The organism is Actinomadura rubteroloni (assembly GCF_002911665.1).
In the GTDB taxonomy this organism is placed as follows: Bacteria; Actinomycetota; Actinomycetes; order Streptosporangiales; family Streptosporangiaceae; genus Spirillospora; species Spirillospora rubteroloni.
Genome location: NZ_MTBP01000005.1, coordinates 174,929 through 196,649, shown reverse-complemented (window position 1 = coordinate 196,649; position 21,721 = coordinate 174,929). Strand labels below are relative to the sequence as shown.

Below are 21,721 nucleotides of genomic sequence, written 5' to 3'. Positions count from 1 at the left end.
CATGACGACGCACGACACGAGGGGTGGCACCGCATGGTGAACGAGGACAGACTCCGCGACTATCTCAAGCGTGCCACCGCGGACCTGCGGCAGGCGCGCAGGCGGCTGCACGAGGCCGAGTCGCGGGCCAGCGAGCCGATCGCGATCGTGGCGATGAGCTGCCGGTTCCCCGGGGACGTGCAGTTCCCCGAGCAGTTGTGGCGGCTGGTCCACGACGGCGGCGACGCCGTGGGCGGCCTTCCCGTGGACCGGGGCTGGGACGTCGACAAGATGTACGAGGACGAGGGCGTCACGCGCGTCGTGGAGGGCGGTTTCCTGTCCGACGCGGCCGACTTCGACGCGTCGTTCTTCGGCATCAGCCCGCGTGAGGCGCTGGCGATGGATCCGCAGCAGCGGGTCCTGCTGGAGATCGCGTGGGAGGCGTTCGAGCGGGCCGGCCTCACGCCGGACGGGTTGCGCGGGTCGCGGACGGGCGTGTTCACCGGCGTCATCGCGCAGGAGTACGCGTCGCGGCTGACCAAGGCCCCGGCGGGGCTCGGCGGCTACTTCCTCACCGGGACGGCGACGAGCGTCGCGTCCGGCCGCATCGCCTACACGTTCGGGCTCGAAGGCCCGGCCGTCACGGTCGACACGGCGTGCTCGTCGTCGCTGGTCACACTGCATCTTGCGGCGCAGGCGCTGCGCAACGGCGAGTGCGACCTGGCGCTGGCGGGCGGTGCGACGATCATGTCGGCGCCGAGCATCTTCGCCGAGTTCAGCCGCCAGGGCGGGCTGGCGCCCGACGGCCGGTGCAAGCCGTTCGCCGCCGCGGCCGACGGCACCGGCTGGGCCGAGGGCGCGGGTCTGCTCCTGCTGGAGCGGCTGTCGGACGCGCAGCGCAACGGCCACCCGATCTTCGCGGTCGTCCGGGGCAGCGCGGTCAACCAGGACGGCGCGTCCAACGGCCTCACCGCCCCCAACGGGCCGTCGCAGCAGCGCGTCATCCGCGAGGCGCTCGCCAACGCGCGGCTCGCGCCCGGCGACGTGGACGCCGTCGAGGCGCACGGCACCGGCACGACTCTCGGCGACCCGATCGAGGCGCAGGCGCTCCTCGCGACGTACGGGCAGAACCGGGAGCGGCCCGTCCTGCTCGGCGCGATCAAGTCCAACATCGGGCACACGCAGGCGGCGGCGGGCGTCGCGGGCGTGATCAAGATGGTGGAGGCGCTGCGCAACGGCGTCGTGCCGAAGGTCCTGCACGTGGACGAGCCCACCCCGCAGGTCGACTGGGGACGCGGTTCGGTGCGGCTGCTCACCGAGAACACCCCGTGGCCGGAGACCGGGCGGCCGCGCCGCGCGGCCGTGTCGGCGTTCGGGATCAGCGGGACGAACGCGCACGTCATCCTGGAGCAGGCGCCCGAGCCCGAGGAGCAGGCCGAGCCCGCGCCGCGTCCGGAGTGGCACGGGCCGGTGCCGTGGCCGCTGTCGGCGCGCGGCGGCGCGGCGCTGCGGGAGTCGGCGGGACGGCTGGAGCACGTCCTCGCCTGGCACCCCGAGTTCGACTCCGTCGACATCGCCTACTCGCTGCTGACGACGCGCGCCCTGCACGACCGGCGGGCCGTCCTGCTCGCCGGGGACCGGGACGAGGCGCTGGCGGCGCTGGCGGCCTACGCGCGCGGCGAGTCCCCTGCGGTGATCGTCGAGGACGTCCCGCAACTGGAGCCGGGCAGGCCCGCGTTCCTGTTCCCCGGCCAGGGCAGCCAGCGCCACGGGATGGGCCGCGAGCTGTACGCGACGTACCCGGTGTTCGCGGCGGCGCTGGACGAGGTCTGCGCGCACCTGGACGAGCACCTGGACCGTCCGCTGAAGGACGTCATGTTCGCCGACGGCGACGCGGCGCTGCACGAGACCCGCTACACCCAGCCCGCCCTGTTCGCGCTCGGCGTCGCCCTGTACCGGCTGGTGGAGGCGTGGGGCGTCGTGCCCGGCCACCTCATCGGCCACTCGATCGGCGAGCTGACCGCCGCGCACGTCGCGGGCGTCCTGGACCTGCCGGACGCGGCGCGGCTCGTCGCGGCCCGCGCCCGGCTCATGCAGGAGCTTCCGGCGGGCGGCGCGATGCTGTCGGTGCGGGCCGCCGAGGACGTCGTCCGGCCGCTGCTGGAGGACGGCGTCTCGCTCGCGGCGGTGAACGGCCCGGACGCGACCGTGGTGTCCGGCGACGCCGCCGTCGTGGACCGCGTCGCCGCCGCCCTGGACGCGCGCGGGATCCGGACGCGGCGCCTCAAGGTCAGCCACGCCTTCCACTCCCCGCTCATGGACCCGATGCTCGACGCGTTCGGCGCGGTCGCCGCGAGCGTGACGTTCGGGCCCGCGCGGATCCCGGTCGTGTCGAACCTGACCGGCGCGGTGGCGACGGACGAGGAACTGTCTTCGCCCGATTACTGGACGCGGCACGTGCGGGAGGCCGTCCGGTTCCACGACGGCGTCGCGGCGCTGCGGGCGGCGGGTGTCGCGACGTTCCTCGAACTCGGCCCCGACACGACGCTCAGCACGCTCGTCCAGCCGGGCCCGGACGAGGCGGCGGTCCCGCTGCTGCGCCCGTCCCGGCCCGAGCCGCACACGTTCCTGACCGCGCTCGCCCGCACCCACGCGCGCGGCATCCCGGTCGCCTGGACGGACCAGTTCGCGGGCACGCCGGGCACCGTCCCGCTCCCGACCTACCCGTTCCAGCGGCAGCGGTTCTGGATCGACGCGCCCGACACCGTCTCGGACGCGACGGACCTCGGCCTGGCCCGCAGCGACCATCCGCTGCTGCGCGCCTCGGTGACGCTCGCGGACGGCAACACGACGGTGTTCACCGGCAGGCTGTCGCTGCGGACGCACCCGTGGCTCGCCGACCACACCGTGGACGGGATCACGACCGTCCCGGCGTCGGCGATCACCGAGCTGGCGCTGGAGGCGGGCCGCCGCGCGGGCCGGCCGCGCGTGCAGGACCTCGGCCTGGACATCCCGCTGACGTTCCCCGCCGACGGCGCGGTGCAGCTCCTCATCACCTTCGACGTGACCGACGAGGACGGCCTGCGCCCGGTGTTCGTCCACTCCCGTCCGGAGGCGGCCGACGCCGACGACGAGCCGTGGACCCGGCACGCGACCGGGACGCTCGCGGCGGTGTGGCCGGTCGTGCCGGTGCCGACGGCGTCGTGGCCGCCGCCGGACGCCGCCCCGGTCGACGTGGACGCCCTCTACGACCGGCTCGCCGACGAGGGCCGCCGGCCGGGACCGCTGTTCCGTCCGCTGGCCGCCGCGTGGCGGGCCGGGGACGACCTGTTCGCCGAGGCCGTCCTGCCCGAGGACGCCGACGCCGACGGCTACGTCCTGCACCCGGCGCTGTTCGAGGCCGCGCTGCAGCTCGCGGGCGAGGGCGAGGACGCGGCGGTGCTGACGCCGCGCGAGTGGAGCGGCGTGACCGTCCACACGACCGGCGCGACGGCGGCGCGGCTGCGGCTGAGCCCGGTGCCCGGCACGGCCGGCACGTTCGCGCTGACGATGACCGACGCGGCCGGGGACCTGGTCGCGACGGCGGACGCGGTGCGGGTGGAGGCGGCCCCGGCCGTCCGGCGCGCGGCGCCCCGCTCGCTGTACGAGCTGCGGTGGGAGCCCGCCGGGCCGCCCGCCTCGGTGCCCGACGGCCTCGGCGGCGCGACGCTGTTCGAGGTCGAGGCGGCGTCGGACGACGTCCCGACGGCCGTGCGCCTGGCGACGCACCGCGCGCTCGACGCGCTGCGGGGCGCCCTGGACGCCGACGGCCCGGTCGTGGTCGTCACGCGCGGCGCGGTCGCGGCCGGGCCGGGCGAGCGGGTCCGCGACCTGCCCGGCGCGGCGGTCTGGGGTTTGGTGCGGTCCGCGCAGAACGAGCACCCGGGCCGGTTCGTCCTGGTCGACCTGGACGACGCGCCCGCGTCCCGGGACGCCGTCGCGGCGGTCCTGGCGTCCGGGCTGACGCAGGCGGCGGTCCGCGACGGGCAGCTCCTCCTGCCCCGGCTCGCGCGGCTGACGCCCGAGGACGCCGCGCCGCCCGCGCTGGACGGCACCGTCCTCGTGACCGGCGCGACCGGCACGCTCGGCGCGCTCGTCGCCCGGCACCTGGTCGCCGAGCGCGGCGTCCGGAGCCTGCTGCTGGTCAGCCGGCGCGGCCGGGACGCCGAAGGCGCGCTGGAGCTGGAGGCCGAGCTGACCGCGCAGGGCGCCGACGTCACGGTCGCCGCCTGCGACATCGCCGACCGCACCGCTCTCGGGACGCTGCTGGCCGGCGTGGATCTGGCGGCCGTCTACCACGTCGCGGGCGCGCTGGACGACGCGACGCTCACCTCCCTCACCCCCGAGCGGATCGACACCGCGCTGCGTCCCAAGGTGGACGGCGCGTGGAACCTGCACGAGCTGACCCGCGACCGCGACCTGGCGGCGTTCGTCCTGTTCTCCTCGGTCGCCGGGGTCATCGGCAACCCGGGCCAGGGCAACTACGCGGCGGGCAACGCGTTCCTCGACGCGCTCGGCGCGGTCCGCGCGGCGGACGGCCTGCCCGCCACCAGCCTCGCGTGGGGCCTGTGGGACCCGGTCAGCGCGATGACCGGACGCCTGTCGGACGGTGACCGGGGCCGCATCGGGCGCGGCGGCGTCGCGCCGCTGACGGCCGAGGAGGGCCTGGCGCTGCTGGACCTGGCCGTCGCGCAGAACCGTCCGGCGCTGGTGCCGGTGCGGCTGGACACGTCCGTCCTGCGCGCCCAGGCCGCCGAAGGGAAGCTGTCGCCGCTGCTGCACGGCCTGGTGCCCGCGCCGCTGCGGCGCGCCGCCGCTTCGCCCGCCGACACCTCGCTGGCCGCCGAGTTGGCCGGGCTGGACGACGCCGCCCGCGACCGCGCCCTGATCGAGCTGGTCCGCGACCACGTCGTCGCCGTCCTCGGCCACTCGGGCGCGGACGCGGTGGAGGTCGCGCGGCCGTTCAACGAGATCGGCTTCGACTCGCTGACCGGCGTCGAGCTGCGCAACCGGCTGAGCGCGGCGACCGGGCTGCGGCTGCCGTCCACGCTGATCTTCGACCATCCGACGCCGGTCGCCCTGGCCCGGCATCTGCGCGACGAGCTGGTGGGCGCGGCCGACGCCGTCCCCGCCGGGCACCGCGCCGCGCCCGGCACGGCGGACGAGCCGATCGCGATCGTCGCGATGAGCTGCCGCTTCCCCGGCGGCGCGGACACGCCGGAGGCGCTGTGGCGGGTGCTGTCGGAGGGCGTGGACACGGTCGGCGGCCTGCCGGAGAACCGGAACTGGGACATCGACGGCCTCTACGATCCCGACCCGGACAAGTCCGGCAAGTTCTATGTCAACACGGGCGCGTTCCTCTATGAGGCGGGCGAGTTCGACCCCGAGTTCTTCGGGATCAGCCCGCGCGAGGCGCTGGCGATGGAGCCGCAGCAGCGGATCCTGCTGGAGACGGCGTGGGAGGCGTTCGAGCGCGCCGGGCTGACGGCCGAGGCGCTGCGCGGCTCCCGGACGGGCGTGTTCACCGGGGTCATCGCGCAGAGCTACGTCCCCGGCCTGCACGCGTCGCTGTCGGGCGGCGAGGGCTACTTCATGACCGGGAACACCACCAGCGTGGCGTCCGGCCGCATCTCCTACACGTTCGGGCTCGAAGGCCCGGCCGTGACGGTCGACACGGCGTGCTCGTCCTCGCTGGTGGCCCTGCACCTCGCGGCGCAGGCGCTGCGCAACGGCGAGTGCGACCGGGCGCTGGCGGGCGGCGTGACGGTGCTGGCCTCGCCCGGGATCTTCATCGAGTTCAGCCGCCAGCGCGGGCTCGCGCCCGACGGGCGCTGCAAGGCGTTCGCCGACGGCGCGGACGGCACCGGCTGGGGCGAGGGCGCGGGCCTGCTCGTCCTGGAGCGGCTGTCGGAGGCGCGGCGCGCGGGGCACCCGGTGCTCGCCGTCCTGCGCGGCACGGCGATCAACCAGGACGGGGCGTCCAACGGGCTGACCGCGCCGAACGGGCCGTCGCAGCAGCGCGTGATCCGCGCGGCGCTGGCGTCGGCGGGCCTGGACGCGGCCGAGGTGGACGCCGTCGAGGCGCACGGCACCGGCACCAAGCTCGGCGACCCCATCGAGGCGCAGGCGCTGCTCGCGACCTACGGGCGCGAGCGCGAGGAGCCGCTGTGGCTCGGCTCGATCAAGTCCAACATCGGGCACACGCAGGCGGCGGCGGGCGTCGCCGGGGTCATCAAGATGATCCTGGCGATGCGGCACGGCGTCCTGCCGAAGACGCTGCACGTGGACGCGCCGACCGGCGAGGTCGACTGGACGGCCGGGTCGGTGGCGCTGCTGACCGAGAACACGCCGTGGCCGCAGACCGGGCGCCCGCGCCGCTCCGCCGTGTCGTCGTTCGGCATCAGCGGGACGAACGCGCACGTCATCCTGGAGAGCGCCGACGCCGAGGAGCCCGCGCCCGCCGATCACGACGACTCGCATGACGGACCGGTGGCCCTGCCGCTGTCCGCGCGGACCGAGCGGGCGCTGCGCGACCAGGCCGGACGGCTCCGCGACGCGCTCGCCGGGACGGCCCCGGCCGCCGTCGCGCACGCCCTGGCGACGACGCGGGAGGCGTTCGACCACCGGGCCGTCGTCATCGGCGCCGGCCGGGCGGACCTGGCGGACCGGCTCGCCGCCCTCGCCGCAGGCGGGGAGCCCGGCCAGGTCGTGACCGGCACGGTCGGCAACCCCGGCAAGACGGTGTTCGTCTTCCCCGGCCAGGGTTCGCAGTGGGCGGGCATGGCCGCCGACCTGTACGCGACGAACGCGGTGTTCCGGGACCATCTCGACGCGTGCGTGCGGGCGCTCAGCCCCTACGTGACGTGGGATCCGACCGATCTGTCGGCGCTGGAGAGCGTGGACACGGTCCAGCCCGCGCTGTGGGCGATCATGGTGTCGCTCGCGCACCTCTGGCAGCACTCGGGCGTCCGGCCCGACGCGGTGATCGGGCACTCCCAAGGCGAGATCGCCGCCGCCTACATCGCCGGGGCGCTGACGCTGGAGGACGCGGCGGCCGTCGTGGCGCTGCGCAGCAAGACCCTGACGATCATCACGGGCGACACGACGATGGCGTCGATCCCGCTCGCGGCCGACGCCGTCGACCTGCCGGACGGCGCGTACGTGGCGGCCTACAACGGCCCGAACCAGACCGTCATCTCCGGTGACGCCACGGCGTTGCGGGAGCTGGTCGAGAACTACCAGGAGCAGGGGGTGCAAGCCCGGCTCGTCCCTGTGGACTACGCGTCCCACTCCCCTTACGTCGAGCCGCTGAAGGACGACCTGCTCAAGGCCCTCAAGGACATCCGCCCGGCCGAGGCGAAGATCCCGTTCTACTCGACGCTGCACAACGCGTTCATCGACACGACCACGCTGACCGGCGAGTACTGGTACGAGAACCTGCGGCATCCGGTGCAGCTCCACCAAGCCGTCGAGCACCTGGTCCGGACGGGCCACCGGACGTTCATCGAGTCCAGCCCCCACCCGGTCCTCACTTACCCGCTCCAGCAGATCTCCGAGGACCTGACCGCCCTGCACACGCTCCGCCGCGACAAGGGCGACGACGTCCAGTACCTCACCGCGCTGGCCAGCGCCCACGTCCACGGAGTGGCGATCGACTGGCCGACCGTCCTCGGCACCGCCGGGACGGGACGCGTCGACCTCCCGACCTACGCGTTCCAGCGGCGCCACTTCTGGCTGGACGCCCCGACCTCGACCGGCGACCCCGCCGAGATCGGCCTGGACGCCGCCGAGCACCCGCTGCTCGGCGCGGCGGTGTCGCTCGCGGCGGGCGAGGGCAGCGTGTTCACCGGACGGCTTTCGGCGCGGACGCAGCCGTGGCTGGCCGACCACGCGGTCGGCGAGGCGGTCCTGCTGCCGGGCACCGCGTTCGTGGACCTCGCGCTGCACGCCGGACGGCAGACCGGCCACGAGCACGTGGACGAGCTGACGCTGCACGCGCCGCTCATCCTCCCCGAGTCCGGCGCGCTCCAGGTGCAGGTGACGGTCGGCGCCCCGGACGGCGACGCCGCCGACGTGAGCGTCCACGCCCGTCCCGACGCCGACGCGCCGTGGACGCTGCACGCCACCGGCCGCCTCACCGCCGCGCCGCCCGAGGAACCGCCCGCGCTGGCGTGGCCGCCGGCCGGGACGCAGATCCCCGTGGACGGCCTGTACGAGCGGCTCGCCGAGTTCGGCTACGGCTACGGCCCGGTGTTCCAGGGCCTGCGCGCGGCCTGGCGGGACGGCGACGACCTGTACGCCGAGGTCGCCGTCCCCGAGGGCACGCCGGACGGGTTCGGGATCCACCCGGCGCTGCTGGACGCGTGCCTGCACGTCCTGCTGCTCGGCGGCGAGGGCGACGGGGAGGGCGGCGGCGTCCGGCTGCCGTTCTCCTGGGGCGGGGTGACGCTGCACGCGGCGGGCGCGACGTCGGTCCGGGCCCGGCTGTCCAAGGCCGAGGGCGACGCGGTCGCGCTGGCGCTCACGGACGCGTCCGGCGCGCCGGTCGCGTCGGTGCGGTCGCTCGCGGTGCGGCCGGTGGCGCCCGAGCAGCTCGCGCCGCCGGCCGGCGACCGGGACGCCCTGCTGGCCCTGGACTGGACGGCCGCCGCGACCCCGGCGCCGCTCGCCCCGGGCGCCTACACGGTCGTCGCAGATCTCGCCGAGCTGGACGCGGTGCCGGACGTGGTGGTGCTGACGCCCGCCCCGTCCGGCGGAGACGTCCCGGCGGCCGTCCGCGCCACCACGATCGCGGTCATGGAAGCCCTCCAGGCGTTCGTGACCGACGAGCGGTTCGCGGCGGCGCGGCTGGTCGTCCTGACGCGCGGTGCGGTCGCGGCGGCGCCGGGCGAGGCGCCCGACGTCACGACGGCGCCGGTGTGGGGCCTGCTGCGGTCGGCGCAGAACGAGAACCCCGGCCGCTTCACGCTGCTGGACACCGACGACGCGGACGCGTCGCGGGCGGCGCTGGCGACGGCGCTGGCCTCCGACGAGCCGCAGCTCGCGCTGCGCGGCGGCGCGCTGCTCGTCCCGCGCCTCGCGCGGCGCGACGCGGTGCCCGCCGAGCCCGCCGGCCTGTCGGCCGGGACGGTCCTGGTCACCGGGGCGACCGGCACGATCGGCGGGCTCGTCGCGAAACGCCTGGTCACCGGGCAAGGCGTCCGGGACCTGCTGCTGGTCAGCCGGTCCGGCCGCGCGGCGGCGGGCGCCGCCGAGATCGAGGCCGAGCTGACCGGGCTCGGCGCGACGGTCGAGATCGCGGCCTGCGACACCGCCGACCGCGCCGCCCTCGCCGCGCTGCTGGACGGCCGGACGATCAGCGCGGTCGTCCACGCGGCCGGGGCGCTGGACGACGGCGTCCTCACCTCCCTCACCCCCGAGCGGCTGGAGACGGTGCTGCGCCCGAAGGTGGACGCGGCCTGGAACCTGCACGAACTGGTCGGCGCCGACGCGGCGGCGTTCGTGCTGTTCTCGTCGGCGTCGGCGACGCTCGGCAACCCGGGCCAGTCCAACTACGCCGCCGCGAACACGTTCCTGGACGCGCTCGCCGAGCGGCGCCGCGCGGACGGCCTGCCCGGCACGTCGGTGGTGTGGGGGCACTGGGCGGAGGCCAGCGGCATGACCGGCCACCTCGGGCACGCGGACCTGGCGCGCATGTCGCGCGGCGGGATCGCGCCGCTGACCAACGAGCAGGGCCTCGCGCTGTTCGACGCGGCCCTGGCCGACGCCCGTCCGGTCGTGGTGGCGGCGCGGCTCGCCCCGGCGGCGCTGCGGGCGCGGGCGGCCGAAGGCCAGTTGCCGCCGCTGCTGCGCGGGCTCGTCCGGGTCCCGGTGCGGACGGCCGCGGCGGCGTCGGACGGGCCGGGCCTGGCCGAGCGGCTGGCGGGGCTGGAACTGCCGGAGCGGCACCGGCTGCTGCTGGACCTGGTGCGCGGCAGCGTCGCCACGGTCCTCGGGCACTCGGGCGCCGAGTCCGTCGACGCGGGCCGGGCGTTCAAGGAGCTGGGCTTCGACTCGCTGACGGCCGTGGAGCTGCGCAACCGGCTCAATACGGCGAGCGGGCTGCGGCTGCCCGCGACGCTGGTCTTCGACCATCCCACCCCGGCCGCGATCGCCGACCTGCTGGAGCGGCGCCTCGTCCCCGAGGAGGTCTCGGCCGCCGAGCGGCTGCTGACCGAGCTGGACCGGCTGGAGGACGAGCTGACCCGCGTCGAATCCGACGCCGACGCCGAGGCCCGCGCGCGGATCACCGCGCGGCTCCAGGCGCTCGCGCGCGGCTGGACCGGCGACGCCGCCGGGGACGCGGCGGACCGGATCGAGGCGGCCAGCACCGACGAGATCTTCGACCTCATCGACAACGAACTCGGGGTGTCCTGACCGATGGCCACTGAGCAGACCACCGAAGACAAGCTCGTCGCCTACCTCAAGCGCGTCACCGCCGACCTCCAGCGCACCCGGAAGCGCCTGGAGGAGGTGGAGGCCAAGCAGGACGAGCCGATCGCGATCGTCGCGATGAGCTGCCGCTACCCGGGCGGGGTGCGCTCCCCCGAGGAGCTGTGGCGGCTGGTCGAGCAGGAGCTGGACGTCGTCGGCGACCTGCCCGCCGACCGGGGCTGGGCGGTGGACGAGCTGTACGACCCCGATCCGGGCGCGTCCGGCAAGACGTACGCGCGGGAGGGCGGCTTCCTCTACGACGCGGCCGACTTCGACCCGGAGTTCTTCGGGATCAGCCCGCGCGAGGCCCTGGCGATCGACCCGCAGCAGCGGCTGCTGCTGGAGCTGACGTGGGAGGCGATGGAGCGGGCCGGGATCGGGCCGGTCTCGCTGCGCGGCTCGCGGACGGGCGTGTTCGCGGGCGTCATGTACTCCGACTACGCGGCGCGGCTGATGGTCGCGCCGCCGGAGGAGTTCGAGGCGGTGCTGGGCAGCGGGAGCGCGCCGAGCATCGCGTCCGGCCGCGTCGCCTACACGTTCGGGCTCGAAGGCCCGGCCGTCACGGTCGACACGGCGTGCTCGTCGTCGCTGGTCGCGGTGCATCTGGCGAGCCAGGCGCTGCGCAAGGGCGACTGCGATCTGGCGCTGGCGGGCGGCGTGACCGTCATGGCGACGCCGACGCTGTTCGTGGAGTTCAGCCGTCAGCGCGGCCTGGCGCCCGACGGCCGGTGCAAGCCGTTCGCCGCCGCGGCCGACGGCACCGGCTGGGCCGAGGGCGCGGGTCTGCTCCTGCTGGAGCGATTGTCGGACGCGCAGCGCAACGGCCACCCGGTCCTGGCGGTGGTGCGGGGCAGCGCGGTCAACCAGGACGGCGCGTCCAACGGGCTGACCGCGCCGAACGGCCCGTCCCAGCAGCGCGTGATCCGGCAGGCGCTGGACGACGCGCGCCTCGCTCCCGGCGATGTGGACGCGGTCGAGGCGCACGGCACCGGCACGACGCTCGGCGACCCGATCGAGGCGCAGGCGCTCCTCGCCACGTACGGGCAGGACCGCGAGCACCCGCTCCAGCTCGGCGCGCTGAAGTCCAACATCGGGCACACGCAGGCGGCGGCGGGCGTCGCGGGCGTCATCAAGATGGTCCAGGCCATCCGGCACGGACGGCTCCCGAAGACGCTGCACATCGACGCGCCGACCCCGCACGTCGAGTGGGACGCGGGCAGCGTCGAGCTGCTGGACGAGGCCCGCGCCTGGCCGGAGACGGGCCGTCCGCGCCGCGCGGGCGTGTCGTCGTTCGGCATCAGCGGGACGAACGCGCACGTCATCGTGGAGCAGCCGCCCGCCCCCGAGGGGACCGACGAGCCGGCGACGCCGGGCGTCCTGCCGTGGGTGCTGTCCGCGCGGACCGAGCAGGGGCTCCGGCGGCAGGCCCGGCGGCTGCGCGACCGCCTCGGCCCGGAGACGACCGACCTCCAGGTGGCCCACGGGCTCGCGACGGGCCGCAGCCCGTTCGAGCACCGCGCCGTCGTCGTCGCGCAGGACCGGACGGAGTTCCTGCGCGGCCTGGACGTCCTCGCCGAGGGCGACACGGCCACCAACGTGGTCAAGGACGTCGCCGCGCCCGGCCGGCTGGCGTTCCTGTTCACCGGCCAGGGCAGCCAGCGCGCCGGGATGGGCCGCGAGCTGTACGAGACGTACCCGGTGTTCGCCGCGGCGCTGGACGCGATCGCCGAGCGCGTCGGCCTCCCGCTGAAGGAGGTGATGTTCGGCGACGACCCGCGCCTGAACGAGACGCGCTTCACCCAGACGTCGCTGTTCGCGCTGGAGGTCGCGCTGTTCCGGCTGCTGGAGTCGTGGGGCGTCACGCCCGACCACCTGCTCGGCCACTCGATCGGGGAGCTGGCCGCCGCGCACGTCGCGGGCGTCCTGGACCTGGACGACGCGTGCACGCTCGTCGCCGCCCGCGCCCGCCTCATGCAGGACCTACCCGAGGGCGGCGCGATGGCGCAGCTCCAGGCCACCGAAGAAGAGGTCCTGCCGCTGCTGGACGCGACGGTGTCCATCGCCGCCGTCAACGGCCCGCGCTCGGTCGTGGTGTCGGGCGACGCCGAGTCCGTCGCCCGTGTGGGCCGGGAGTTCAAGTCCAAGGCGCTGAAGGTCAGCCACGCGTTCCACTCCCCGCACACCGACGGCGTCCTGGACGCGTTCCGGGCCGTCGCCGAGACGCTGACCTACCGCAGGCCGCGCATCCCGATCGCGGCGAACACCGAAGGGGACGTCGCGACGCCCGAGTACTGGGTGCGGCACATCCGCGACGCCGTCCGGTTCCACGACGGCGTGCGGGCGCTGGACGCGGCGGGCGCCCGCGTGTACCTCGAACTCGGCCCCGACCCGGTGCTCACCTCGCTCGCGCACGCGGCGCTGCCGGAGTCGGGCGCGGTGTTCGCGCCCGCGCTGCGGTCCCGGCGGCCCGAGCGGCGGACGCTGCTCACCGCGCTCGGCCGCCTGCACGCGCGCGGCGCGGACGTCGACTTCGGCCGCGTGGTCGGGCCGCGTCCGGCCGGGCACGCGGACCTGCCGACGTACCCGTTCGAGCGGCGCCGCTACTGGCTGGACGCCCGTCCCGTCGAGACCGCGCAGGGCGCCTCGCCCGAGCGGCGGTTCTGGGACGCCGTCGAGGGCGGCGACCTGGCGGAGCTGGCGGCGTGCCTGGACGTGGACGGCGGCGGGCGCGCGGCGCTGGCCGAACTGCTCCCGGCGCTGTCGGCGCTGCGCCGGCAGCGCGACTGGCGGTTCCGGGTCGGGTGGCGGGCCGTCCCGGAGGCCCCGGCGCGGTCCCGGCCGGGGACGTGGCTGCTGGTCGGCCCGGACGAGCCCGCGATCGCCGCCGCGCTCACCGCGCACGGCCACGAGGTCGTCGCGGTGCCCGGCCCGGACGCGGTCCCGGCGGGCGCCGCGCCCGCCGGGGTCCTGTCCCTGCTGCCCGGCGTCGCCGCGAACCGGGCGCTCATCGAGGCGCTGGAGACCGCGAAGGTCACCGCGCCGCTGTGGATCGCGACGCGCGCGACGGTCGCGGTCGGCCCGTCCGACGTCGTCGCCGACGACCCCGTCCAGGCCGAGCTGTGGGGCCTGCCGGCGCGGCTGGTGGACCTGCCCGAGCTGCTGGACGCCCCCGCCCTGGACCGGCTGCCCGACGTCCTCGGCGCCGAGGACGGCGAGGAGCGCATCGCGCTGCGCGGCACGGGCGCGTTCGCGCCCCGGCTGGAGCAGGCGGCGCCCGCCGCCGCGCGGTGGCGGCCGTCGGGGACGGTCCTGGTCGTCGGGGCGGGCGGGCACGCGGCGCGCTGGCTGGCCCGCAACGGCGCCGAGCACCTGGTCCTCACCGAGCCCCTGCCCGAGGGCGTGGACGTCCCGGTGACCGTCGCCGGATGCGACCCGGGCGCGCTGCTGGCGGCCGTGACCGGCGACCTGCCGCCGCTGACGGCGGTGGTGCTCGCCGAGCCGATGCCGGTGCCGGTCCTGCGGCGGTGGCACGAGCTGACCGAGCCGCTGGACCTGACGGCGTTCGTCATGTTCACCTCCACGGCGGCGGTGTTCGGCGGCCCGGCCGAGGACGCTGGCGCCGCCGCCTACGCCGAGGCGCTGGCGCGGCGTCGCCGCCAGAAGGGGCTGCCCGCGCTCGCCGTCGCCTGGGGCGTGGACGCCTCGGTCGCCGGTCCCGCCGCGTCCGTCCTGGAGGAGGCCGTCGCGGAGGGGCGCCCGGCGGTGGTGGTCGCCGACATCGACTGGGCGACGTTCGTCCCGTCCCTGCGCGACCCCCGGCTGGTCGCCGAGCTGCCCGCCGCCGCGCCGCACCTGGCGTTCGCCGACGCCTCGCCCGAGGGCGCGGAGTTCCTGCGGCGGCTGGCCGAGGCCGCGCCCGAGGACGGCGACGCGCTGCTGCTGGACGCCGTCGTCACCTACGCGGGCGAGACGCTCGGGCAGCCGCTCGGGCCGGACGACGTGTTCCTGGACGCCGGGTTCTCGTCCTTCACCGCCCTGGAGTTCAGCAACCGGCTCCGCGCGGCGACCGGCGTGGTGGTCCCGACCGTCGCGATCTACGACCACCCCACGCCCCGCGACCTCGTCCACCATCTGCGGAAGGAATCCTCGTGAGCACTGCGGTCGTCATCGTCGGAGCGGGACCGGTCGGGCTGGCGCTGGCCTGCGAGCTGGGCGCCGCCGGGGTCGCGGCGACCGTCCTTGAGCGCCGGGACGGCACCGACCTGCGGTCCCCGGGCATGGCGATCAACGGGGCGGTCGTGGAGCTGCTGGAGCAGCGCGGGCTGCTGGAGCCGCTGCGGCAGTACGCGATGGACCTGCCCGCCGCGCACTTCTCCAACCTGTGGCTGGACCTGGCGCCGGTGCTGGCCGAGCACCCGCCGTCCATGATCGTCCCGCAGTGGCGGATCGAGCGGCACCTCGAAGCCCGTGCGCGGGAGCTGGGCGTCACGGTCGTGCGGGGCGCGGAGGTCACCGGGCTGGAGCAGGACGACGACGCGGTCACCGTCACCTGCAACGGCGGCGAGACGCTGACGGCGTCCTACGTCGTGGGCTGCGACGGCCCGGACAGCACCGTCCGGCGGCTCGCCGGGATCGGGTTCCCGCTGCGGGACGCCAAGTTCTACGGGCTGCTCGGCGACATCGAGGCGGACTTCGCCGACCTGCTGCCCGAGCAGGTCGGCGCGTCCTACTCCCCCGTCGGCGGGACGTACGCGGGGACGCCCGCCGAGCCGGGCGTCTGGCGGATCAACACGGCCGAGTGGGGCGTGGCGCCCGCCGACCCGGACGCGCCCGTCACGCTGGACGAGCTGAACGACCGCGTGGAGCGCCTGACCGGCACCCGGTTCAAGAAGGCGACCGCGCGGTGGCTCGTCCGGACGCGGAACCCGACCGCGAACGCCGACGCCTACCGCAGCGGCCGGGTGTTCCTGGCCGGGGACGCCGCGCACGTGTTCTTCCCGTTCAACGGGCAGCGGCTCAGCGCGGGCTTCCACGACGCGTCCAACCTGGGCTGGAAGCTGGCCGCCGAGATCGGCGGGTGGGCGCCGGACGGGCTGCTGGACACCTACCACGGCGAGCGGCACCCGGTCGGCCGGTGGATCTGCGTGAACGTCCAGGCGCAGGAGGCGCTGGCGGCCCCGCCGGAAAGCGCGCAGCCGCTGCGCGAGCTGTTCGCCGCGCTGATCGCGCTGCCCGACACCAACCGGTTCCTGGCCGAGACGGTGATGGGGCTGGGCGTCCGCTACCCGCTCGGCGGCGAGGGCGCGCATCCGCTGGTCGGGCGGCGGCTGCGGGTGGAGCTGGAGCCGGGCCGGGGCGCGCTGCTGGACTTCGGCGGCGGGGTGCCGGACGGCGCCCTGGACGGCCGGCGGGACCGCGTCGACCTGGTCGTGCGCGAGCCGCTGCCGGGCGCGGACGTCCCGGCGGCGCTGGTCCGTCCCGACGGGCACGTGGTCTGGGTGGCGGCCGAGGGCGGCGGCGACCTGGCGGAGGCGCTCGGACGCTGGTTCGGCCCCCGCCGTTAACCCGGCCGCGCTTGGAAGTGGAGCGGCGCTCCGTTACTATCGGAGCGCCGCTCCAATTCTATTCCCGAAGCCGCACCGGAAGGTGGCCATGACCGAAACAGAGCAGCAGAGTCTCCCGGACTCGTTCACCTGGACGCGCGCCCACAAGATCGGGCTGTTCGCGCTGTGCCTGGCGGGCCTGGTCGACGCGATCGACGTCACGGTCGTCAACGTGGCGCTGCCCACCGTCCAGCGCGAGCTGGACTTCTCCGCCGCCGACCTGCCCTGGGTGGTCAACGCCTACCTGGTGCTGTTCAGCGGCTTCCTGCTCGTCGGCGGGCGCGCCGGCGACCTGTTCGGGCACCGCCGGATCTTCCTCGGCGGCGTCGTGCTGTTCACGGCGGCCTCGTTCGGGTCGGCCGTGGCGCAGAACGCGTTCACGCTCGTCGTCACGCGCGGCGTCCAGGGCCTCACGGCCGCGTTCATCATCCCGATGACGCTGGCCCTCATCGCGATCATGTTCCCCGAGGGCAAGCCGCGGCTGCTGGCGATGGCCGTCTGGAGCGGGGCGGCGGGGATCTCGACCTCGCTCGGCCTGATCCTCGGCGGCGTCCTGGTGGACGGCCCCGGCTGGCGCTGGATCTTCTGGATCAACCTGCCGATCGGGCTCGTCCTGGTCGTCACCGCGCTGATGTTCCTGCCGTCGGGCACCAGCGAGAACAAGCGCCACAAGTTCGACCTGGTCGGCGCCGTCAGCGGCACCGCCGCCCTGTGCCTCATCGCCTACGGCATGGCGCAGACCGACACGCACGGCTGGACGTCCGGCCGCACCATCGCCCTGCTCGGCGGCGGCGTCGCGCTGCTGGTGTACTTCCTCGTCCACGAGCGGTACCTGGCGGGCGAGCCGATCATGCCGCTGTCGATCTTCCGCATCCGGGCGGTGTCCGGCGCCAACGCGGTGTCGGCGCTGTGCGGCAGCGCGATGTTCGGCACGTTCTTCTGCGCGACGCTCTACCAGCAGGAGGTGCTGCACTACTCGCCGCTGAAGACCGGCCTGTCGTTCCTGCCGCTCACCGCGATGCTGCTGGTGGTGGCCGCGCTCGGGCCGCTGCTGGTCAAGGCGATGGGGCTGCGCTACACGATGGTGCTCGGCTCGGTCGTGTCGGCCGTGTCGCTGGCCTGGTTCACGCAGATCTCCGCCGACGGCGAGCTGCTGACCGACGTCATCCTGCCGTCCACCGCGCTCGGCCTCGGCCTCGGGATCGTGTTCTTCCCGATCATGACGGCGGGCCTGATGGGCGTCTCAGCGGAGGACAAGGGCCTGGCGTCCGCGCTGCTCAACGTCACCCGCTACGTCGGCGGCGCGCTCGGCCTGGCGATCATGTCGAGCTTCGTGACCAGCCGCACGGAGGACCAGGCCAAGTCCGGGCACGCCCCGGAGCTGGCGCTGAACAGCGGCCTGCACGTCGGGTTCGCGATCGGGGCGGGCCTGATGGCCGCCTCGGCGATCGCGGGGTTCATCCTGCTCCACGGGGTCAATCACGAGGACGACCCCGTGGAGGGCGCCTCCGCGCCGGCGGTGGCCGCCTAGCGGTTGATCTTGCAGATGTTCACGGTGTCGTGCGCCTGCCAGATCTTGGGTTCGACGGTGGGGGCCTCGACCTTCAGGGTCCAGTCCCCCACCCACCCCTTGTAGGCGCCGCGGGTGCCGACCGCGAACATGTGGCCGGTGCCGCCGTGGAAGATGACCTCGGTCATGTCGAACAGGCCGGACGTCTTGAACTCGTTGTTCCCGATCGTCGCGGTCTGCTCGATCCAGCCGATGAAGTGCCCGTCGGACGCGCGCTTCTGGATGACGGTGATGCGGCCGTCCTCGTAGCCGACCGTCGCGCCCGTCGGGTCGACGAGCTTGTCGTGGTAGATCGTGTCGGTCCCGATCTGGAGGCCCTCGCCCGGCGGGATGGTCTCCTTCTGCCAGATGAGGACGTCGGTCAGGCTCGGCCACTCCTTGCAGATCGCGGTGGGAATCGGCCCCCACTTCTTCGTGCCCTTGGCGTCCTTGGCGTTCGCCGAGCCCGGAACGAGCAGGATCGAACCCGTCGCGGCGGCCAGCGCGGCGACGGCGGCGAGCGACTTCAGCATGGCGATTCCTCTTCCGATCTCTTCGGTGGAAAGTGCACCTGATGATGGAAAGCTCGCCTAAAGCGAGTCTTGGACGCCGTTTCGCCGATTCATTCGGAGTAAGGCGGGCTTTAGTCCGGGCCGCGACGATGGGCGGCGTGAACACCATCGACGACTTCGTGGAACTCGTCCGCGACGAGCTGGGCCTTGCGGTGACCACCGAGACCGTGGGCGTGGCGTTCGACCGGCTCGACGGCTGGGACTCGGTCCACCTGCTGGCGCTGCTGACCGCGCTGGAGCGGGCGACGGGGCGCCGGATCTCGCTGCCCGACGTGCTGGAGACGTCCAGCCTGGCCGGCGTCTACGACCTCGCGGTGGCGCCGTGAGCGGCCTGGCCGACATCGCCGCGATCGCCCGCGAGCGCCGCCACACGCTGCTGTTCCTCGCGCGGCTGCGCCGCGTCCCGCCGGTGTTCCTGGACACCGAGATCGACATGACGCGCGTCCTGGAGCACCGGGAGACCGGCCGCCGGTACTCGATCGTCGCCTACGTCCTCCACGCGGCGGGACGGGCGCTGGCCAAGCATCCGGAGGCCAACGCAGCGATCGGGGGCGGCCTCTCGCCGAAGGTCGCCCGGTACGCCCCGGTGAACGGCAAGCTGACCCTGGACCGGACGCTGAACGGCCACCGCGTGGTGCTGTCGGGGCTCGTCAAGGACCTGGACCGGGTCGATCTGGACGCCGTCCAGGACCGCGTCGAGGCGCTGCGCGACGGCGACCCGCACACGCTGCCCGACTTCGCGGGCGCGCGGCTGCTGCACCGGCTGCCGGCCGCCGTCGGCTGGGCGGCCTACGAGCTGGCCGCGCGGGCGCTGGACAAGCGCCCCGACACCACCGGCACGTTCTCGGTGACCTCGCTCGGGCACCGCCCGGTGGACGGCTTCCACTCGCTCGGCGGGACGACGGTGACGCTCGGCGTGGGCCGGATCCTGGACCGTCCGGTGGTCCGCGACGGCGCGGTCGCGGTGGCCCCGGTCATGCGCCTGAACCTGTCCTTCGACCACCGCGTCATCGACGGCGCCGAGGCCGCCGACCTGCTCGCCGACGTCAAGGACGGCCTGGAGAACTTCTGACCCCTCAGCGTACGGGAGCGGCGGCCATATTCGGGATGGCCGCCGCTTCCGTCGTCTCCGTCGTCTCCGTCGTCCTAGCGGGCCGCGCCGGCGCCGAGGCCGTCCAGGATCAGCGCGGCGACGGCGGCGCGCTGGTCGGCCACGAAGAAGTGGCCGCCGGGGAGCACCCGCAGGTCGAACGGGCCGGTGGTGTGCGCCTCCCACGCCCGCGCCTCCTCCACCGGGGTGACCGGGTCGGCGTCGCCGACCAGCACCGTGACCGGGCAGTCCAGCGGCTCGGCGTCGGCGGGGAGCCGGTAGGCGTCCAGCGCGGCGTAGTCGGCCCGCAGCGACGGCAGGATCAGCCCGAGCAGCTCCTCGTCGCCGAGGAGCTCGGCCTGCGTGCCCGCCAGGTGCCGCAGCTCGGCCAGCAGCCCGGCGTCGTCGCGGGCGTGGACGGTCTCGGGCCGCACCAGCGACGGCGCGCGCCGCCCCGAGGCGAACAGCACCGGGACGTCGTCCAGGCGCCGCGCCGTCTCGAACGCCACCAGCGCGCCCATGCTGTGGCCGAACAGCGCCAGCGGCCGGTCGCGCCAGGGACGCAGCGCCGCCGCGATCCGGTCGGCCAGTTCGTCGATCGTCGCCGCGAACGGCTCGGAGCGGCGGTCCTGGCGGCCGGGGTACTGCACGGCGAGCATCTCCGCGTGCGGGGCGAGCGCCGCCGACAGCGGGTGGTAGAAGCTCGCCGAGCCGCCCGCGTGCGGGAGGCACACCACCAGCGGGACCCCCTCCGGCCCCGGGTGGAAGCGGCGGATCCAGGCTGCGTCGTTCACTGCGGTCCCCATCAGACGGCGGTCCGGACGTCCAGGCGCTCGTCGGCGACCAGGATGCTCTGCTGCGTCTCCCGCAGGGCGCGGCCCGGCTCCAGGCCGAGCTGCTCGCGCAGGGTCGTGCGGGCGAGCTGGTAGACGTTGAGCGCGTCGGCGCGCCGCTCGGAGCGGTACAGGGCCTGCATGAGCTGCCGGTAGAACGCCTCGTGCAGCGGGTGCTCGGTGACCTGGGCGTACAGGAACCCGATCACCTCGCGGTGCCAGCCGAGGGCGAGGCTGGACTCGACGAGCTTCTCGCTGCACTCCAGCCGCACCTCCTCCAGCCACGACACGAACCCGGTGACGATGGGCCCGTCGCGCAGCTCGCTGAGCACGGGACCGCGCCACAGGCCGAGCGCCTCGCGGTAGGCCGCGACGGCCTGCTCGTGGCGTCCGGCGCGGGTGGCCTGGCGGCCGGCGTTGACGAGGTCCTGGAACTGCTCCAGGTCCAGCTCGTCGCCGCCGGGGCAGAGCTGGTAGCCCGGGGTGCGGGTGCGGATCGGGCTGGTGGCCCGCCCGCCGCCGCTCAGCAGCTTGCGGAGCTGCGAGATGTACACGTACAGGGCGGCGGTGGCCCTCTTGGGCGGATCGTGGTTCCAGATCTCGGTGATGAGCTGGTCGAGCGAGACGACCTGGCCGGAACGGATCAGCAGTGTCGCGAGCAATACCTCCATCTTGTGCGCGCTGATGGTCAGCACGTCGTCCCCGTCGACGACGCGGAGCGGGCCGAGGATCTCGTATCGCACTAATGCTCCCGGGGTCCTGGTTGCCGTCAGGATTCTGACTCGGCATCACCGTGCCAAGACCGCCGCTCAGGCCGCATCAGAGGAAATACGTACATTCCGCTAAAGAGACCTACATCACTTGTGGATTAGCGCGGCTTTAGATTCGGCGGCGATCATGGCGGGGTCCCTTGCGCGCGAAAACGGAACGAGCCGGTCATGAAGGATCCCCCTGGCCCAGGCCGTCGTTCAGGACCTCAAGGACGCGCGCGACGCGGGCCCGGTCGCCGTGCTCGGCGACCCAGCCCACCGCCGCGGCCATCGTCAGCAGGTCGTCGGCGTCGACGTCGCGGCGGACCTCGCCCGCCTCCTGCGCGCGCTCCAGCAGCCGGGTGACCGACGTCCGCATCGCCGAGCACGCCGCGAACAGCTCCGACCGCTCGTCCTGGAGCGCGCCCATCACCGATCCGGGCACGCCCTGGCAGCCGCCGGCGCCGGCGGAGAACCGCTCCAGCCACGCCGCCAGCGCGGCGCCCGGCGACTCGGCGTCCAGGGACTCCTCGGCCTGGGCCCGCAGGGCGTCCAGGCCGTCGTGCAGGACGGCCTCAAGGAGCGCGTCGCGGGTCGGGAAGTGCCGGTAGAGGGTGCCGATGCCCACGCCCGCGCGGCGGGCCACGTCCCGCAGCGACGCCTCGGTGCCCTGCTCGGCGAAGACCGTCGCGGCCACTTCGAGCAGGGTCTCGCGGTTGCGCCGGGCGTCGGTGCGCAGTCCCGGGGTGCGTGCGGCGGCCATGATTCCCCCTTGTCAATCGGAGCACTGCTCCGTATATTTCTGGAGCAGTGCTCCTCATAGTACGAGACCCG

At 75.0% G+C, this 21,721-nt stretch carries 10 protein-coding genes; 6 read left to right on the top strand and 4 right to left on the bottom strand.

All coding sequences use genetic code 11. The features are described from left to right. Nucleotides 1-33 precede the first annotated feature (33 nt). From BTM25_RS27490 to BTM25_RS27475, 4 genes are all read left to right on the top strand, one after another. Complete coding sequence (locus tag BTM25_RS27490) at nt 34-10,434, top strand: type I polyketide synthase (RefSeq protein WP_103566312.1); 10,401 nt, start codon at nt 34-36, stop codon at nt 10,432-10,434. Nucleotides 10,435-10,437: 3 nt separating this feature from the next. Further along, the gene (locus BTM25_RS30840; protein WP_103566310.1) at nt 10,438-14,643 is read left to right on the top strand and encodes a type I polyketide synthase; all 4,206 of its coding nucleotides are present in this window, start codon (nt 10,438-10,440) and stop codon (nt 14,641-14,643) included. Then, on the top strand, nt 14,640-16,055 hold the full coding sequence (locus BTM25_RS27480; RefSeq protein WP_168212263.1) for an FAD-dependent monooxygenase: 1,416 nt from the start codon (nt 14,640-14,642) through the stop codon (nt 16,053-16,055). Before BTM25_RS30840 ends, BTM25_RS27480 begins: the two co-directional genes overlap by 4 nt. 88 nt (nt 16,056-16,143) lie before the next feature. Beyond that, nucleotides 16,144-17,625, top strand: a complete 1,482-nt coding sequence (locus tag BTM25_RS27475; RefSeq protein WP_103566306.1) for an MFS transporter — start codon at nt 16,144-16,146, stop codon at nt 17,623-17,625. On the opposite strand, the gene BTM25_RS27470 is transcribed toward BTM25_RS27475, so the two are convergent. Continuing rightward, nucleotides 17,622-18,176, bottom strand: coding sequence for an allene oxide cyclase barrel-like domain-containing protein (locus BTM25_RS27470; RefSeq protein WP_103566303.1), 555 nt, complete (start codon nt 18,174-18,176; stop codon nt 17,622-17,624). The two genes, BTM25_RS27475 and BTM25_RS27470, sit on opposite strands and share 4 nt — an antisense overlap. 137 nt (nt 18,177-18,313) lie before the next feature. On the opposite strand from BTM25_RS27470, the gene BTM25_RS27465 reads away from it, so the two are divergent. Both BTM25_RS27465 and BTM25_RS27460 read left to right on the top strand, forming a co-directional pair. Further along, nucleotides 18,314-18,541, top strand: a complete 228-nt coding sequence (locus BTM25_RS27465) for an acyl carrier protein (protein WP_103566582.1) — start codon at nt 18,314-18,316, stop codon at nt 18,539-18,541. Then, a complete protein-coding gene (locus BTM25_RS27460; protein WP_205648301.1) occupies nt 18,538-19,287 on the top strand; it encodes a 2-oxo acid dehydrogenase subunit E2 in 750 nt (249 codons plus the stop codon). The genes BTM25_RS27465 and BTM25_RS27460 overlap by 4 nt, the downstream gene beginning before the upstream one ends. Before the next feature lie 74 nt (nt 19,288-19,361). Here the strand turns inward: BTM25_RS27460 and BTM25_RS27455 are convergent, their stop codons facing one another. The 3 genes from BTM25_RS27455 to BTM25_RS27445 all read right to left on the bottom strand — a co-directional run bounded on the left by BTM25_RS27455 (nt 19,362) and on the right by BTM25_RS27445 (nt 21,650). Beyond that, nucleotides 19,362-20,099 (bottom strand): thioesterase II family protein, encoded by a 738-nt coding sequence (locus tag BTM25_RS27455; RefSeq protein ID WP_235828727.1) that lies wholly within the window; start codon nt 20,097-20,099, stop codon nt 19,362-19,364. Nucleotides 20,100-20,110: 11 nt separating this feature from the next. Beyond that, on the bottom strand, nt 20,111-20,881 hold the full coding sequence (locus tag BTM25_RS27450) for an AfsR/SARP family transcriptional regulator (RefSeq protein ID WP_103566298.1): 771 nt from the start codon (nt 20,879-20,881) through the stop codon (nt 20,111-20,113). A gap of 193 nt (nt 20,882-21,074) precedes the next feature. Continuing rightward, the gene (locus BTM25_RS27445; protein WP_103566296.1) at nt 21,075-21,650 is read right to left on the bottom strand and encodes a TetR/AcrR family transcriptional regulator; all 576 of its coding nucleotides are present in this window, start codon (nt 21,648-21,650) and stop codon (nt 21,075-21,077) included. Between the last annotated feature and the right edge of the window lie 71 nt (nt 21,651-21,721).